The sequence below is a fragment of the Paenalcaligenes hominis genome, from assembly GCF_011927625.1.
Taxonomy (GTDB): Bacteria; Pseudomonadota; Gammaproteobacteria; order Burkholderiales; family Burkholderiaceae_B; genus Paenalcaligenes; species Paenalcaligenes hominis.
The window spans coordinates 1-15,819 of record NZ_JAATIZ010000001.1; the positions used below are offsets into that span (position 1 = coordinate 1).

Annotated in this window: 15 protein-coding genes and 3 tRNA genes; 15 read left to right on the forward strand and 3 right to left on the reverse strand. The window is 47.2% G+C overall.

All coding sequences use genetic code 11. The features are described 5' to 3' along the window. The first annotated feature begins 561 nt into the window (after positions 1–561). The 4 genes from ilvB (at position 562) to pssA (ending at position 4,728) form a co-directional block, all read left to right on the forward strand. Positions 562–2,295, forward strand: a complete 1,734-nt coding sequence (gene ilvB, locus GGR41_RS00005) for a biosynthetic-type acetolactate synthase large subunit (protein ID WP_167660120.1) — start codon at positions 562–564, stop codon at positions 2,293–2,295. Then, positions 2,295–2,786, forward strand: a complete 492-nt coding sequence (gene ilvN, locus GGR41_RS00010) for an acetolactate synthase small subunit (protein WP_077733713.1) — start codon at positions 2,295–2,297, stop codon at positions 2,784–2,786. Before ilvB ends, ilvN begins: the two co-directional genes overlap by 1 nt. Before the next feature lie 50 nt (positions 2,787–2,836). Next, positions 2,837–3,853 carry a ketol-acid reductoisomerase gene (ilvC, locus tag GGR41_RS00015; RefSeq protein ID WP_077733712.1) on the forward strand — a complete coding sequence of 339 codons (1,017 nt, stop codon included), beginning with the start codon at positions 2,837–2,839 and terminating at the stop codon, positions 3,851–3,853. Between the two features lie 113 nt (positions 3,854–3,966). Further along, entirely contained in the window at positions 3,967–4,728 is a 762-nt protein-coding gene (pssA, locus tag GGR41_RS00020; RefSeq protein ID WP_077733711.1) for a CDP-diacylglycerol--serine O-phosphatidyltransferase, read from the forward strand. A 35-nt stretch (positions 4,729–4,763) separates the two neighbouring features. On the opposite strand, the gene GGR41_RS00025 is transcribed toward pssA, so the two are convergent. Continuing rightward, the gene (locus GGR41_RS00025) at positions 4,764–5,264 is read right to left on the reverse strand and encodes a hypothetical protein (RefSeq protein ID WP_167660121.1); all 501 of its coding nucleotides are present in this window, start codon (positions 5,262–5,264) and stop codon (positions 4,764–4,766) included. Between the two features lie 182 nt (positions 5,265–5,446). Between GGR41_RS00025 and rpsO the strand changes: the two genes are divergently transcribed. Both rpsO and pnp read left to right on the forward strand, forming a co-directional pair. Beyond that, the gene (gene rpsO, locus GGR41_RS00030; RefSeq protein ID WP_077733709.1) at positions 5,447–5,716 is read left to right on the forward strand and encodes a 30S ribosomal protein S15; all 270 of its coding nucleotides are present in this window, start codon (positions 5,447–5,449) and stop codon (positions 5,714–5,716) included. An 87-nt stretch (positions 5,717–5,803) separates the two neighbouring features. Then, positions 5,804–7,945 (forward strand): polyribonucleotide nucleotidyltransferase, encoded by a 2,142-nt coding sequence (gene pnp / locus GGR41_RS00035; protein WP_167660122.1) that lies wholly within the window; start codon positions 5,804–5,806, stop codon positions 7,943–7,945. A 162-nt stretch (positions 7,946–8,107) separates the two neighbouring features. Here the strand turns inward: pnp and GGR41_RS00040 are convergent. Then, a tRNA-Leu gene (locus GGR41_RS00040) sits at positions 8,108–8,194 on the reverse strand. 19 nt (positions 8,195–8,213) lie between these two features. After that, positions 8,214–8,303 (reverse strand) — tRNA-Ser (locus GGR41_RS00045). Positions 8,304–8,484: 181 nt separating this feature from the next. Between GGR41_RS00045 and GGR41_RS00050 the strand changes: the two genes are divergently transcribed. The 9 genes from GGR41_RS00050 to GGR41_RS00090 all read left to right on the forward strand — a co-directional run bounded on the left by GGR41_RS00050 (position 8,485) and on the right by GGR41_RS00090 (position 15,806). Beyond that, entirely contained in the window at positions 8,485–9,459 is a 975-nt protein-coding gene (locus GGR41_RS00050; protein WP_167660738.1) for an NAD(P)H-quinone oxidoreductase, read from the forward strand. A 78-nt stretch (positions 9,460–9,537) separates the two neighbouring features. Then, positions 9,538–10,278: a triose-phosphate isomerase gene (gene tpiA, locus GGR41_RS00055; RefSeq protein WP_167660123.1), complete on the forward strand. Its 741-nt coding sequence runs from the start codon at positions 9,538–9,540 to the stop codon at positions 10,276–10,278. A 19-nt stretch (positions 10,279–10,297) separates the two neighbouring features. Next, on the forward strand, positions 10,298–10,678 hold the full coding sequence (gene secG / locus GGR41_RS00060; RefSeq protein WP_167660124.1) for a preprotein translocase subunit SecG: 381 nt from the start codon (positions 10,298–10,300) through the stop codon (positions 10,676–10,678). A 162-nt stretch (positions 10,679–10,840) separates the two neighbouring features. After that, positions 10,841–10,925, forward strand: a tRNA-Leu gene (locus GGR41_RS00065). A gap of 370 nt (positions 10,926–11,295) precedes the next feature. After that, positions 11,296–12,381 (forward strand): porin, encoded by a 1,086-nt coding sequence (locus tag GGR41_RS00070; RefSeq protein ID WP_077733705.1) that lies wholly within the window; start codon positions 11,296–11,298, stop codon positions 12,379–12,381. Positions 12,382–13,057: 676 nt separating this feature from the next. After that, positions 13,058–13,417, forward strand: a complete 360-nt coding sequence (gene ndhC / locus GGR41_RS00075) for an NADH-quinone oxidoreductase subunit A (protein WP_077733704.1) — start codon at positions 13,058–13,060, stop codon at positions 13,415–13,417. A 27-nt stretch (positions 13,418–13,444) separates the two neighbouring features. Continuing rightward, positions 13,445–13,921 carry a NuoB/complex I 20 kDa subunit family protein gene (locus GGR41_RS00080; RefSeq protein WP_077733703.1) on the forward strand — a complete coding sequence of 159 codons (477 nt, stop codon included), beginning with the start codon at positions 13,445–13,447 and terminating at the stop codon, positions 13,919–13,921. An 18-nt stretch (positions 13,922–13,939) separates the two neighbouring features. Then, positions 13,940–14,551 (forward strand): NADH-quinone oxidoreductase subunit C, encoded by a 612-nt coding sequence (locus GGR41_RS00085; protein ID WP_077733702.1) that lies wholly within the window; start codon positions 13,940–13,942, stop codon positions 14,549–14,551. Position 14,552: 1 nt separating this feature from the next. After that, positions 14,553–15,806: an NADH-quinone oxidoreductase subunit D gene (locus GGR41_RS00090; protein ID WP_167660125.1), complete on the forward strand. Its 1,254-nt coding sequence runs from the start codon at positions 14,553–14,555 to the stop codon at positions 15,804–15,806. The last annotated feature ends 13 nt before the right edge of the window (positions 15,807–15,819 follow it).

The window sequence follows — 15,819 nt, forward strand, 5'->3', positions numbered from 1 at the left end:
GAGTGGTGCAGTCAGGCCGCCAGCAGCAGGAACCCACCGAAGCGACTCTGGGACGGCTCAATGCCTCCCTTGAGCGCCGTAGGAATCCCCGGCCTCTAGGCGGGGGAGGATGTCAATAAAAGCCAAGTTCACTACTTGGCTTTTTTTAGTTTAAAGAGCAACGAAAAGCCTTTTTAAGGGTATGCTATTGCATTGCACAATACCAACATGCTATGGCTTGGGGTTGCTTAGGGTTTGATAAACGGGTTATTCTAATTAATTCATTCTTATCAGAATGAAGTGCTAGGCTTTAAGTTGCACGGTTATCCGCCTGTTATTTTGCGCCTTTTTTACTGCTGCTGGCCACGCCACAAGCGTGTGATGCCGAGCTTTCGTTTCAAGCTGTACGCCATGTTGGCGTGATTGCCGTATCTCACAGAGGGCAGATGGCTCTGTAATGTGTCTAGGTGGCAAAGCTCAGTGAGCTTTAAAGCGCTAGGTCATGTTGCAGTGGCTGATCCAGACTCCGGCTTAGGTGCCAAGTGGGGTGTTTGAGCAAAACCTGAAAGGAAAATTATTATCATGGAACTTAATGGCGCCGATATCGTAGTGCGCACATTAGCCGAAGAAGGTGTTGAACACGTTTTTGGCTATCCCGGTGGTGCGGTACTTTACATCTACGATGCTATTTTCAAGCAAGACAAATTTCGTCATATCTTAGTACGTCATGAGCAGGCAGCTGTTCATGCAGCGGATGCATACTCACGTTCATCCAACAAGGTAGGCGTTGCTTTGGTAACCAGTGGTCCTGGTCTGACAAATGCGGTGACGGGTATTGCTACTGCTTATACGGATTCAATTCCTATGGTAGTGATTAGCGGCCAAGTCCCTAGTCAGGCTATTGGCGAAGACGCTTTCCAAGAATGCGACGCCATTGGTATTACACGTCCTTGTGTTAAGCACAACTTCCTTGTGCGTGATGTCCGCGATTTAGCAGACACCATTCGCAAAGCATTCTATATCGCTCAAACAGGCCGTCCTGGCCCTGTGCTGGTTGATATCCCTAAAGACATTACCGTAGCGACGGCCCGTTACACCCCTAAAAAAGGTGAGCCGCGCTTGCGTTCCTATATGCCTGTTACTAAAGGGCATCAAGGGCAAATCAAAAAAGCCGTTCAGTTATTAGCTCAAGCCGAACGCCCCATGATTTACGTAGGTGGTGGTGCTATTTTAGCCAACGCCTCAAGTGAAGTCATTGATCTCGTTAAGCAAACCGGTGCGCCATGTACCACTACGCTTATGGCGTTGGGTGCTTTCCCTGGCTGCGATGATCAATACGTAGGTATGCCCGGCATGCACGGCAACTACGAGGCAAATATGGCAATGCAGCACTGTGATGTGTTGATTTCCGTAGGTGCTCGTTTTGATGACCGTGTTATTGGCAACCCACGTCACTTTGCTCAAGTCCCCCGCAAAATCATTCATATTGATATCGACCCGTCTTCTATCTCCAAGCGCGTCAAGGTGGATGTTCCTATTGTAGGCTGTGTGAAAGACGTCTTAGTCGAGCTCAATGAGTTCTACAAGCAGTCCAAAGCAGCCAGCCAAGCTAAAAAAACGGCATTGGCAAAATGGTGGCAACAAATTAACGAATGGCGTGGTGTCGAGTGTCTGTCCTATCAAAAATCAGACAGTGTGATTAAGCCTCAGTCTGTTGTTGAAGCCTTGTGGGAAGTCACCGGTGGTAATGCATTTGTGACCTCTGATGTGGGCCAACACCAAATGTGGGCAGCTCAGTACTACAAGTTTAACCATCCTCGTCGTTGGATTAACTCTGGCGGCTTAGGCACTATGGGTGTGGGCTTACCGTACGCCATGGGTGTGCAAATGGCTAATCCCGATGCCGATGTGGCGGTCATTACCGGCGAAGGCTCTATTCAAATGAATATCCAAGAGCTCTCCACCTGCAGCCAATATCGTCTATCTCCCAAGGTTCTTTGTTTAAACAACCGCTACCTAGGCATGGTCCGTCAGTGGCAAGAAATTGATTACGGTTCTCGTTATTCCGAGTCCTACGTTGATGCATTGCCAGACTTCGTCAAGCTGGTCGAGAGCTATGGTCATGTGGGCTTACGTATCGAAAGTCCTTCCGATGTGGTTCCTGCTATTCGTGAAGCCTTTACCAAATATAAAGACCGTTTGGTTTTCATGGATTTCATCACAGATCAATCTGAAAACGTGTGGCCAATGGTGAAAGCCGGCAAAGGCCTAACAGAAATGATTCTTAGTGCGGCGGATCTCGAGGAGGGGGCATAATGAAACACGTTATTTCCGTTTTGTTAGAAAACGAACCCGGTGCGTTATCGCGGGTAGTGGGTTTGTTTTCTGCGCGGGGTTACAACATTGAAACCTTAACCGTTGCACCAACCGAAGACGAAACCCTGTCTCGCATGACTATTGTGACAGTAGGCTCAGATGAAACCATCGAGCAAATCACTAAACACCTCAATCGTTTAGTTGACGTAGTCAAAGTGGTGGATTTATCCGAAGGCCCACATGTGGAACGCGAGCTCATGCTCATTAAAGTCCGTGCTGTTGGAAAAGAGCGCGAAGAGCTGAAGCGTATGGCTGATATTTTCCGCGGTCGCATTATTGATGTCACCGATAAAACCTACACCATTGAACTTACAGGTGTACAGGAAAAAATTGCTGCTTTTATTCAAGCTATAGATCGTAGTGCTATTCTTGAAACGGTGCGCACTGGTGTTTCCGGCATTAGCCGCGGTGAACGCATCCTAAAATTATAAAAACACCTCGTTTAGATTAAGACATATCAAATCGTTTTTCGGAGTTATTCATGAAAGTTTTTTACGATAAGGACTGCGATCAGTCTCTCATTAAAGGCAAAAACGTTGCCATCATCGGTTACGGTTCACAGGGTTACGCCCACGCAAACAACCTAAATGATTCAGGCGTTAACGTAACAGTTGGTTTACGTAAAGACGGTGCTTCTTGGTCCAAAGCCGAAGCCGCTGGCCTAAAAGTAAAAGAAGTCGCAGACGCAGTGAAAGATGCAGACGTCGTCATGATCCTATTGCCTGACGAAAGCATCGCTGAGGTTTATCGTAATCAGGTAGAACCTAATATCAAAGCGGGTGCAGCATTAGCGTTTGCCCATGGTTTTAACGTACACTACGGTCAGGTCGTACCTCGCAAAGACGTGGACGTGATTATGGTTGCGCCTAAAGCACCTGGTCACACCGTACGTGGTACGTATCAACAAGGTGGCGGTGTGCCTCATTTAGTGGCGGTATACCAAGACGTATCGGGTGCGGCACGCGATGTGGCTTTGTCTTACGCGAGCGCAAACGGTGGTGGTCGTGCTGGTATCATTGAAACCAATTTCCGCGAAGAAACAGAAACCGACTTGTTCGGCGAGCAAGCCGTTCTGTGTGGTGGCGCTGTCGAGCTCATCAAAGCTGGTTTTGAAACCCTAGTCGATGCAGGTTACGCGCCTGAAATGGCGTACTTCGAATGTTTGCACGAGTTAAAGCTTATCGTAGACCTCATCTACGAAGGCGGTATTGCCAACATGAACTACTCCATTTCTAATAACGCAGAATACGGCGAGTACGTAACAGGCCCTCGTATTATTACTGACGACACACGTAAAGCCATGCGCGAGTGTTTAGAAAACATTCAAAACGGTGAGTATGCCAAGAACTTTATTCTAGAGCATGCCGCTGGCGCACCTTCTATGACAGCCCGTCGTCGTATCAATGCCGACTCACAAATTGAACAAGTGGGTTCGCAGTTACGCGCTATGATGCCTTGGATTGCAGCGAACAAGCTTGTAGACCAAAGCAAAAACTAATGATTTAACTATTAGTTAATATTAGTAAAACCCCTGTCAAATGATGGCAGGGGTTTTTTTCTGGGTTATGCTGTAGCTTAAATCCAGAATAACTTTTTTTTAATTGAACGTGTATGCCTAATTTGCATTCCGAAGACAAGCGTCGTCGTAGTATTTATTTGCTACCTAATGCGTTTACTACAGCTAATTTATTCGCTGGCTTTTATGCCGTGGTTCAGGCAATGAATGGTTATTTTGAGGTGGCCGCCATAGCGATTTTCTTGGCTATGGTGTTTGATGGCATGGATGGACGCGTGGCACGCCTCACGAATACGCAGTCAGCCTTTGGGGAACAATACGACTCCATGGCCGACATTATTTCATTTGGTGTGGCCCCAGCTTTTGTGATGTATGTGTGGGTGCTTCAAGACTTGGGGCGTTGGGGTTGGTTGGCTGCTTTTGTCTATGTGGTGGGGGCAGCATTACGCTTAGCCCGCTTCAACACGAATATTGCAGTCATCGACAAACGTTTTTTTCAAGGTTTGCCAAGTCCGGCTGCTGCCGCGTTAATTGCCGGCTTTGTGTGGTTGTCTGTCGATAACAAAATCAACGTCGAGGCACAGCCCATGTCGTGGTTGGCCTTTACGTTAACGGTGTATGCAGGCGTTACGATGGTATCGAATGCGCCTTTTTACAGTGGCAAGTCATTTGCCTTGGGCCGCAGCGTCCCCTTTTGGGTCATGCTGCTTTTTGTATTGCTTTTTGTGTTTGTTTCGTCCGACCCACCCATTGTGTTATTTAGCCTGTTTATTGTTTATGGTTTATCAGGTTGGGGGCTTATGGCGTGGCGTTGGCGCAAGGCCAGGCAATTGGCTGCTAGCCGCCGCGCGCAGTAAATAAAGAAACGGTGCGTTAACGCACCGTTTGCTTTCTAAAAATCAAAAAAAGGACGCTCTTCACGCAGTGACAAGGGGTCGGGGCCAGGGTGATGATGTTTAACTAATCCATCGTCACCAAAATATACATACATAAATGCTGGCCACACACCATTTTGTTTGTAGCGATACGACCAGACGCGCATTTTGACACCCACATAGGGTGTGTAGTCTTTTTCAGCGGGTGGGCCAAAATGACAAAATACGCGTTCTTTATTCCAATCACCTTGAGCTAATAGCTCAAATTCACGATCTGTTAATACCTGAGTCATCCGAATCAACTCTTGTTGTTCATTAACATCAGCAGCCCAGGCCAACTGGCCAAAAGGTTGTTGCGTCCAAATAAAACGTTGTGGCGATTGTGGGGGGCAAGCGACAGAAGGTTGACCAAATTGGCGGTGTAATTCACTGAGGGGCGTACCGACAGGCATATCGCTAAGTGTGGTACACGCAGTAAATAATAAAGGAGAGAGGGCCAAGCACAGTTTTCGTAGCATAACGTCTCCTGATAATGAGGCCGAATCAATGGCAGTCCTACGACTGGGTGCATTTATTCTTATTATAGTATCGGCTTTTTACGTTAAATCCGTTATAATTTTCTACTTAGCTTAAATTTTTAAGTTTTTTGTATTGCACGTCAGAGCAATCTCGGCCCTGACGCATGTTTATCGAGGTTAAAATGTCTGGTACAAATATCAATAAAGCTGAAGTCGTTGAACAGTTTCAACGTACTAAAGGCGACACAGGTTCTCCTGAAGTTCAAGTTGCACTATTAACTGCACGCATCACAGTGCTAACCGAGCACTTCAAGAGCCACAAAAAAGATCATCACTCACGTCGTGGTTTGTTAAGCATGGTAAGTCGTCGTCGTAAATTGCTCGACTACCTAAAAGATCGCAAACCTGACTCTTACCGCCAATTGATCGAAAAACTCGGTCTGCGTAAGTGATACTCGGGCTTGGTCCCGCGATACAGCCGTGCATATGGCGAGCTTAGCTCGCTGTGCGCGGCTTTTTTATTGTAAGGATATATCCTAATGTTCAATAAAGTGACGAAGTCATTTCAATATGGACAGCACCAAGTTGTAATTGAAACGGGCGAGATTGCTCGCCAAGCGTCTGGTGCTGTGCTCGTGTCAATTGAAGACACGGTTATCTTAGCTACGGTGGTCGGTGCTAAAAAAGCAAAGCCCGGCCAAGACTTCTTTCCTCTAACTGTTGATTATGTAGAAAAAACCTATTCAGCGGGTCGTATACCTGGCGGTTTTTTCAAACGCGAAGGCAAGCCTTCTGACCGTGAAACGTTAACGGCTCGTCTCATTGACCGTCCCTTGCGTCCTCTTTTCCCAGAGGGCTTTTACAACGACGTGCAAATTATTATCCACGTGTTGTCGGTTAACCCAGACATCCAACCTGATGTACCCGCCATGATTGGCGCATCAGCCGCTTTGGCTATTTCGGGTATTCCATTCAATGGCCCTGTTGGTGCCGCACGTGTTGGTTATATCAATAACGAATACGTTCTAAATCCTGCTTCTTCTCAAATTCAAGAGTCAGCGCTTGATTTGATTGTAGCGGGTACAGAGGCAGCCGTACTCATGGTTGAGTCTGAGGCCGAGCAACTGTCCGAAGACGTGATGCTAGGTGCTATTGCGTTCGGTCACGAGCAAATGCAAGCCGCAATTAATGTAATTAACGAATTAGTCGAAGAAGCCGGTAAACCCGAGTGGGATTGGCAACCTGCACCAGCAAACGAGTCATTGGTTGCTGCAGTCAAAGCCATCGCCTTTGAAGACCTAAAAGCTGCCTACCAAATTCGCCAAAAACAAGCCCGTACCGATGCGCTAAAAAATGTACGCACCAAGCTTGAAGCTGCGCTTAACGAACAAGCCATAGCAGCCAACGAAGGCCCTGTGGACGCCGTTGAGGTAGACAACATTGTTTTTGATTTAGAAAGTGAAATCGTTCGTGGCCAAATCTTAAATGGCGAGCCACGTATCGATGGTCGTGACACACGCACTGTTCGTCCTATCGAGATTCGTCTTGGTGTATTGCCGCGTGCTCACGGTAGCGCGTTGTTTACCCGCGGTGAAACTCAAGCCTTGGTCGTGACAACGCTAGGCACCCGTCAAGACGAGCAAATCATTGACTCTGTCATGGGCGAGGCACGTGATCGCTTTATGTTGCACTACAACTTCCCGCCATTTGCTACTGGCGAAACCGGCCGTTTTGGTGCGCCTAAGCGCCGAGAAATCGGTCATGGGAACTTGGCTAAGCGTGCTTTAACTCCCTTGCTGCCCAGCGCAGAGGATTTCCAGTACTCTTTACGCGTAGTATCTGAAATCACTGAGTCCAACGGTTCGTCCTCTATGGCATCCGTTTGTGGTGGTTCATTAGCTATGATGGACGCTGGCGTACCGCTAACGCATCACGTCGCAGGCGTGGCTATGGGTCTCATCAAAGAAGGCGGTAAGTTTGCAGTGCTCACCGATATCTTGGGTGATGAAGATCACCTTGGTGATATGGACTTCAAAGTAGCGGGTACCGAAGAAGGGATCACGGCTTTGCAAATGGATATTAAAATCCAAGGCATTACCACCGACATCATGCGCGTTGCCTTGGCTCAAGCCAAAGAAGGCCGCATGCATATCTTAGGCCGCATGCAAGCCGCTCTAGATGGTTCTCGTACCGAGCTATCCGCCTTTGCGCCCCGCATGTTGACTGTCAAAATCAATCCTGACAAGATTCGTGATGTGATTGGTAAGGGCGGTGCCACAATCCGTACCCTAACCGAAGAAACCGGCACACAAATTGATATTGGTGACGATGGTACCATCACTATCTCTAGTGCAGATTTAACCATGGCCCAAGAAGCCGAGCGCCGTATCAAAGAACTCACCGCCGAGGTTGAAGTCGGTCAAGAATACGACGGTTCTGTGGTTCGTGTGTTAGATTTTGGTGCGATTGTTCAGGTGCTGCCTGGTAAAGACGGCCTATTGCATATCTCTGAAATTGCTAATTACCGCATTAATAACATCAATGATGTGATTACTGTAGGTCAAGCTGTACGTGTGAAAGTCATCGAAGCCGATGACAAAGGCCGTTTGCGTTTGTCCATGAAGGCAATTGGTGGCATTGAAGCCCAGGGTGGTCCTCAGGATCCAGCTAGCGAAGAGTAATTTTATTTATTCTGCAACACAGAAACCCCCTCCCCGGAGGGGTTTTTTGTTTTTGTGGCAACTTGGGCGCGAGGAGTGGGGAGGGCTAAAGCGAGAAAGGGCTTGGATTAGCTTTAGCAATGAAAAAAGCCCTGACTAGTATTTAGTCAGGGCTTTGGATCTTGGTGCATCCACCCGGAATCGAACCGGGACGAACTCGCGTTCGAGGGATTTTAAGTCCCTTGCGTCTACCTATTCCGCCATGGATGCGATATTTGTATAGTTGGTGTGGCGGAAGCGGTGAGATTCGAACTCACGGATGAGTTACCCCATCGCTGGTTTTCAAGACCAGTCCATTCAACCACTCTGGCACGCTTCCGGTGCCTAACTACACAAATTGTTTTTTAGTTTTCTGCATTAAGCTAAAAAAACTATATTAGCCTATCTAAAACTAAATGTCACGCAATTTTTACCTAAAAGAGCATAAAGCCCCAAAGTTGATGCTTTATAATAACAGTCACAGCTTATACACGATTACGGAGGAAGCTTTGTCAGAGTTAATGAATGTCATAGAAATCACCGCTCCAGGTGGCCCCGAGGTGCTAGCACTAGCTCAGCGTGAACGCCCAACACCACTAGCCGGACAAGTGCTGATTAAAGTGGCAGCAGCAGGGGTGAACCGACCTGATGTGTTTCAACGCCAAGGTATTTACCCACCACCTTCTGGCGCTTCTGACCTCCCCGGCTTAGAAGTGGCTGGCACACTGGTAGCAGGTGATATAAGTGGAACGGACTTAAAACTGGGCGATGCCGTGTGCGCGTTAGTACCAGGCGGGGGCTACGCTGAATACGTGATTACCTCGGCTCAGCATTGTTTACCCGTTCCGTCGAATTTAAGCCTGATCGAAGCCGCGGGTTTGGCGGAAACGTGTTTTACGGTGTATAGCAATGTATGGATGCGAGCGGCTCTACAGCCAGGGGAGACATTACTCGTGCATGGCGGAGCGAGTGGCATAGGAACTACTGCCATTCAAATGGCTGTCGCATTAGGTCATACGGTTTACGCGACAGCAGGTTCTGATGAGCGAGTTCAAGCCATCGAGGCTTTAGGGGCCATAGGCATCAATTACAAAACCCACGATTTTGCTGCTGTAATAGAGGAACACTCTCAAGGCAAAGGGGTTAATGTTATTTTAGACATGGTCGCAGGTGACTACATTGATCGGGGCTTGCGCTGTTTAGCTGATGACGGCCGTTTAGTTGTTATTGCCTTATTGGGTGGGGCTAAAAGCACCATTAATATGGCGCAGATTCTACGTCGTCGCTTGCATATTACTGGGTCAAACTTACGTCCTCAGACCGATGCGAAAAAAGCCGAGATGGCGCAGGGTTTGCGTCAGCATATTTGGCCTTTAATCGAGGCAGGTAAAGTCAAGCCGTTAATTTATGCTACTTATCCTCTTAACCAAGCCGCACAAGCGCATGCGCTGATGGAAAGCGGGGCGCAAATAGGCAAGATTATTCTAACTGTCTAGTTTTTCTTGGGCTCTACACGTTACAATGCGAGGTTTAGCTACCTCTTTGTGGTGTGGAGCCACGTTTGGGCTTTTATTATGACTAGACAACGATTAGTAATAGGCAACTGGAAGATGAACGGATCGCTAGAGCAAAACCGTCAGCTTCTAGAGCAGCTGGTTGCACAGCAAGATGAGTTCTTAGCTCAAAGTCATGTTGTTGTGTGTGTGCCACATCCTTATTTGGCGCAAACGCATGACGCGCTGCAAAATTCAGGTTTACAGTGGGGCGCACAAAATCTTTGCTCTCAACAAAACGGGGCCTTTACAGGCGAAGTTTCCGCAGCCATGCTTCAAGATTTTGGTTGTCAGTGGGTACTGGTAGGGCATTCCGAGCGACGTACCTTGTATGGCGAGACCGATTTAGATGTGCTTTTGAAAACAAAAGCAGCACTTGATGCGGGGTTAACGCCTGTGGTCTGTGTGGGCGAAACAGCTAAGGAGCATGCCGAAGGTTTAACTGAAGCAATTGTTTTGCAGCAGCTTCAGTCCATACTAAAATTAGAAAATGAACAACTAAAGCGTTTAGTCATCGCGTACGAACCTGTTTGGGCTATTGGCACTGGAAAAAGTGCGACGCCAGAGCAAGCCCAAGAGATTCACGCTTACATCAGAGATCTGCTAGCCCAACATCAGGCAGGCTCTGTTCCTCTTCTTTATGGCGGTAGTGTTAATGCCACAAATGCCCAGGCATTATTTGCTATGCCGGATATTGATGGGGCATTGGTGGGTGGCGCCTCATTAAATGCAGTCGATTTTTTATCTATAGCGGCCGCTTAAGCGGCTCGGAGTCAAATTCATGGAATGGTTATCTCCTTTATTGCAGGCAGTGCAGGTCATTGCTTCGCTTTCTATTATTGGTTTGGTGCTTTTACAACAAGGTAAAGGCGCTGAAATGGGGTCAGCGTTTGGCGCGGGCTCAGCGGGCAGTGTGTTTGGTGCGGCAGGCGCAGCTAATTTTCTTTCTCGCATGACGCGTTGGGCTGCTATTGTGTTTTTCATTGCGACGGGTGCCCTAGCTTGGGTTGCACATCATCCCGTTCGAGTCGAAACAGAAAACAGCATCATGCAAGGTTACGAATCCATCGTGCCAGGTAGCTCTGTTGCACCAGCGCAACAACCTAATAATTCAATTTCTGTACCAGAAGTTCCAGAAAAACCATCCCCTACAACAAACTAAACGATTTGGTTTTGTGGTCTATGGTCAGGTCACTAAAAAAAGAGTTGTTGCATTAAGGCAACATATTTTTTGGGTATTGGCTGTCTTTTCACAAGCAGGTGGTGTTTTTTTGAAAAGGCATGGTATAGTTTGGTCTTCGTTGTTTAGGTCCGCCTAAACAAAGCCGACGTGGTGGAATTGGTAGACACGCTATCTTGAGGGGGTAGTGGCGAAAGCTATGCGAGTTCGATTCTCGCCGTCGGCACCAAAATTTCAAAAACCGAGCGTGGCTCGGTTTTTTTTATGCTTGCATGTTTGATGCATTGCAAGCTTAAATGGAATCATTCATTAGCCGCATGGCGACGTGATGTTGTTTGAGCAAAATTAACGTAAAGAGCATCTACGGTTCAGATGCCAGCAACCTCAAGCAGTCGTGTTAGTTTTACACTACGACTTGTTGTGGTTAAGCAACGAAAAGCAGTGGATATGTGGGTTTTTTACTTCAAACCATAGCCAGTTGCTCTGAATTTTGCTGCAATAGCATCAACTTCCCATTGCGGAGTTAGAAAGAGCAGTAGCACACAACCTGTTGTTGGGCTGCTCTGATTTACTCAAAAAAATCCACGGAGATTTCACAAATGAAAAAGACTCTGCTCGCTGCTGCTCTGATGGCCGGTTTTGCTGGCATCGCTCAAGCAGAAACTTCTGTTACTTTGTACGGTATTGTTGACGCTGGTGTAGGCTACGATCGCACTAAAACCCACGTTAACGGCGAAAAGCAAACACGCACTGGTTTACTTCAGGGCGTACAGTCCGGTAACCGTTGGGGTCTAAAAGGTACAGAGGACCTAGGCAATGGTTTACGTGCTACTTTCCAACTAGAAAGCGGTTTTGAACTAGCTACTGGTAACCAACTACAAAGCGATTCCTCTAACGATCGTTTGTTTGGTCGTTGGGCTACATTGGGTCTAGCTGGCGACAGCTGGGGCCGTTTAGACATGGGTCGTCAAACCACCGTTGGCTCTCAGTACTTTGTTGACGTACACGGTCAACATTGGGATGCAACTGGTTCAGGTCGTGCTTTCCGCGGCCAAGATACAAACCGTATCGACAACTCCATCATTTACCAAACACCTAACTTCTCCGGCTTCCAAGCTGGTGTAGGTTACAGCTTCCAAGCTAACGGTGGTCAGGTTGCTAAAGTATCCGGTAGCAAAGACGTTAACAAGAGCGCCATCACAACTGGTATTCGCTACGCAAACGGCCCTATCGCTGTTGCCGCTTCTTATGACCAAGTTCGTTTGCCTGTTCCAGGTGTAGCCGAGAAATACAAAAACGGCCAAACATGGGCTGTTAGCGGTTCTTACGACTTCGAAGTTGTAGCGCTATCTTTGGCTTTCGGTCAAGACTTCAACGGTAACTACACAAGCGCCTACGGTGCTAACCGTACTTACAACAAAAACTTTGACTACAACAACTACGCTGTAGCGCTAGCTTTCCCACTCGGTGAAGGCAAGCTAAGTGGTGAGTACTCAATGAAACAGCCACGTAAAGCTGCTAAAGATGCAGGCGAGAAGAAACAGCACGCTTACAGCTTGGCTTACAAGCACCCACTATCCAAGCGTACAGACGTTTACGCTGTTGGTGGTTACGTGAAAAACCTAAACAACCAGAACAAAGATACACGTACTGTTGCTGGTGTAGGTCTAACACACCGCTTCTAATCTCTAACGCAGCGTTAGCTGTCTAGAGTTAGATGCAGGGCGGCCTCCGGGTCGCTCTTTAAAAACCTCAAAAAGTTCATTATGACTTTTTGGGGTTTTTTGTTTTTAAAGCCACAATGACTATGCGATTTTGTAATAAGAATAAGAAATAAACAAATAGCTAAGGAATATCGAGTGGTGGGGCGAAACAACTTACTTCATTCCTCGTAGTGGCCTCTGTGGAAATAGCTTTTACCAAAATGTGCGTAAAGCCTTGTCGTTTAGGGCGGGAAGGGCGTCAATGAAGTGCAAATGCACGGAAAAGAAGTGTGCGTCTAAAGCTTCTGCTGTGTAGGACTGTTAAAAGCAGGCATAAATGCGCTTGGTTGAAGGGCTTTAACGGCTAAAAAATAGAGCGAAAGTAAATCGCGTTAATGCACGTAAAATGAGATTTTACCGAGTGTTACTCTTATATAAGAGTAATACTTCTGTTAAAATAAGTGCGTTGCAAAATTACTGCAATAAATTGTACGCGCTACGTACAGATTGGTGTGAGTTCAGCTCGCTCCAAACTCAATGGTGGCGTTCTTTACGCGTCCTTATGCCTCATAAATCTTTGTTTTATGAGCGTTTTACGTAAACTCGGAATGTAAAATGCTACAATCTAAGAGTTTATCTATTGTGAGTGGGTGGTTGCATGAATCTGCAAAATTACTTTCCCGTTTTACTCTTCATTATTGTGGCAACACTAATCGGCTTGGCTTTGTTAGGGGCTGGTCGACTGCTTGGCCCACATCGCCCTTACGATGAAAAACTGTCACCCTATGAGTGTGGTTTTGAAGCTTTCGGCGACTCGCGCATGAAAGTGGATATCCGCTATTACCTCATTGCCATTCTCTTCATTATGTTCGATCTTGAAATTGCATTTTTGTTCCCATGGGCGATGGCTCAGGGCGCAGTCGGCATAGTGGGCTTTTGGACGGTGATGGTTTTTCTGTTAATCCTAACAGTAGGTTTTATCTACGAATGGAAAAAAGGCGCTCTCGATTGGGAGTAAATAGCTTAACGCTTAAAAGGCAACACTATGGCTATCGATGGCATTCTAAAAGAAGGTTTTATCACCACCAGTGCAGACAAGCTCCTGAACTGGGCGAAAACAGGCTCAATGTGGCCCATGACGTTTGGCTTGGCTTGTTGTGCGGTTGAAATGATGCACGCTGGCGCAGCCCGTTACGACTTGGACCAATTTGGAATTATTTTCCGTCCCAGTCCACGCCAGTCAGACTTAATGATTGTTGCGGGTACGCTGTGTAACAAAATGGCTCCTGCTTTGCGCAAAGTATACGACCAAATGGCTGAGCCGCGTTGGGTGGTCTCAATGGGGTCCTGTGCGAACGGGGGTGGTTATTATCACTATTCCTATTCGGTAGTCCGTGGTTGCGACCGGATTGTGCCTGTAGATATTTATGTGCCAGGGTGTCCTCCGACTGCTGAAGCATTGGTTTATGGCTTATTGCAAATGCAAAATAAAATTCGCTTAACCAATACCATTGCTCGTTAAAGCTTTTAAGGTACAAAAATGACTTGGCTTGAAACACTACACTCAAATTTGCGAACGGTATTTGGTGAAGACGCAAAAATCACCCAGGCGCTTAATGAAATTACCCTAGAGGTGCCTTCCGAGAAATGGGTAGATGTTTGTACCACATTGCGCGATCACGAATTATTGCGCTTTGAGACCTGTATCGATTTATGTGGCGTCGATTATTCTGCATGGAAAGCCCCCACCTACGAACTGGCCTCTGCTGTCTTCCCTCATCGTTTTGCTGTTGTCATTCATTTACTTTCTTTAACTCATAATTGGCGTTTGCGCGTTCGTGCTTTTAACACCGATGACGAGTTTCCTTCAATATCCACTTTGTTCCCGGTTTGGCCTACTGTTAATTGGTTCGAGCGCGAAGCTTTTGACCTTTACGGTATTGTGTTCGAAGGGCATCCAGACTTACGTCGTATCTTGACCGATTATGGTTTTATTGGGCACCCATTCCGTAAAGATTTTCCTATCTCCGGCTATGTAGAGATGCGTTACGACCCCGAGCAAAAACGAGTGGTGTACCAGCCTGTCACAATTGAGCCACGCGAAATTGTGCCACGTGTAGTGCGTGAAGATGATTATGGAGTAGGACGCTAAGATGGCTGAAATTCAAAATTACTCACTCAACTTTGGACCTCAGCACCCAGCGGCGCACGGTGTGTTGCGTCTCGTGCTAGAGATGGATGGCGAGGTCATTGAGCGCGCCGACCCTCATATTGGGTTATTGCATCGTGCAACAGAAAAACTCGCCGAGCACCGCACTTACCTTCAAACGATGCCTTACATGGATCGTCTGGATTACGTGTCCATGATGTGTAATGAACATGCCTATTGTTTGGCTGTAGAGAAATTACTGGGTGTAGAGGTACCTTTGCGTGCACAATACATCCGCGTCATGTTTGATGAGATCACGCGTCTTTCCAACCACTTAATGTCAGTCGGCTCGCATGCCCTAGACGTAGGCGCTATGGCGGTGTTTTTGTATGCTTTCCGCGAACGCGAAGACATCATGGATATGTACGAGGCAGTTTCAGGGGCACGTTTGCATGCAGCGTACTATCGTCCAGGTGGCGTATACCGCGACTTACCCGACACCATGCCTCAATATCAAGGCAACAAATACCGTAGTGAAAAAGAACTGCGCCAAATGAACGACGCACGTTCCGGTTCATTGCTCGACTTTATCGAAGACTTCACTAATCGTTTTCCAGCATGTATTGATGAATACGAGTCGTTACTCACTGATAACCGTATCTGGAAGCAACGTCTGGTTGACGTGGGTATTGTCACCCCCGAGCGCGCGATGGCCTTAGGTTTTACTGGCCCGATGTTACGTGGCTCAGGCGTAGAGTGGGACGTTCGTAAAAAACAACCTTACGAAGTCTATGATCGCTTAGATTTTGATATTCCTGTAGGTACCAACGGCGACTGTTACGACCGCTACCTTGTACGTATTGCTGAAATGCGTGAAAGCAATCGTATTATTCGTCAGTGTATTGATTGGCTGCGCCAAAACCCAGGCCCTGTCATTATTGACAATCATAAAGTAGCGCCACCTAGCCGAGTTCAAATGAAATCGGGTATGGAAGACCTTATCCACCACTTTAAACTGTTCTCAGAGGGCATGCATGTGCCAACAGGCGAAGCCTATGCGGGCATCGAGCACCCCAAAGGGGAATTTGGTATTTACCTTATTTCTGATGGGGGCAACAAACCCTACCGCATGAAAATTCGTGCCCCTGGTTTTGTGCACTTGCAATCGTTGGATGAAATGTCCCGTGGTCATATGTTGGCGGATGCGGTGACTATCATCGGTACCCAAGACATTGTTTTTGGCGAGATCGACCGCTAAGGCGGCATTAACA

Coding starts and splice junctions, on each gene's coding strand:
- ilvB (WP_167660120.1), top strand. CDS start 562: ATGGAACTTAATGGCGCCGATATCGTAGTGCGCACATTAGCCGAAGAA.
- ilvN (WP_077733713.1), top strand. CDS start 2,295: ATGAAACACGTTATTTCCGTTTTGTTAGAAAACGAACCCGGTGCGTTA.
- ilvC (WP_077733712.1), top strand. CDS start 2,837: ATGAAAGTTTTTTACGATAAGGACTGCGATCAGTCTCTCATTAAAGGC.
- pssA (WP_077733711.1), top strand. CDS start 3,967: ATGCCTAATTTGCATTCCGAAGACAAGCGTCGTCGTAGTATTTATTTG.
- GGR41_RS00025 (WP_167660121.1), bottom strand. CDS start 5,264: ATGCTACGAAAACTGTGCTTGGCCCTCTCTCCTTTATTATTTACTGCG.
- rpsO (WP_077733709.1), top strand. CDS start 5,447: ATGTCTGGTACAAATATCAATAAAGCTGAAGTCGTTGAACAGTTTCAA.
- pnp (WP_167660122.1), top strand. CDS start 5,804: ATGTTCAATAAAGTGACGAAGTCATTTCAATATGGACAGCACCAAGTT.
- GGR41_RS00050 (WP_167660738.1), top strand. CDS start 8,485: ATGAATGTCATAGAAATCACCGCTCCAGGTGGCCCCGAGGTGCTAGCA.
- tpiA (WP_167660123.1), top strand. CDS start 9,538: ATGACTAGACAACGATTAGTAATAGGCAACTGGAAGATGAACGGATCG.
- secG (WP_167660124.1), top strand. CDS start 10,298: ATGGAATGGTTATCTCCTTTATTGCAGGCAGTGCAGGTCATTGCTTCG.
- GGR41_RS00070 (WP_077733705.1), top strand. CDS start 11,296: ATGAAAAAGACTCTGCTCGCTGCTGCTCTGATGGCCGGTTTTGCTGGC.
- ndhC (WP_077733704.1), top strand. CDS start 13,058: ATGAATCTGCAAAATTACTTTCCCGTTTTACTCTTCATTATTGTGGCA.
- GGR41_RS00080 (WP_077733703.1), top strand. CDS start 13,445: ATGGCTATCGATGGCATTCTAAAAGAAGGTTTTATCACCACCAGTGCA.
- GGR41_RS00085 (WP_077733702.1), top strand. CDS start 13,940: ATGACTTGGCTTGAAACACTACACTCAAATTTGCGAACGGTATTTGGT.
- GGR41_RS00090 (WP_167660125.1), top strand. CDS start 14,553: ATGGCTGAAATTCAAAATTACTCACTCAACTTTGGACCTCAGCACCCA.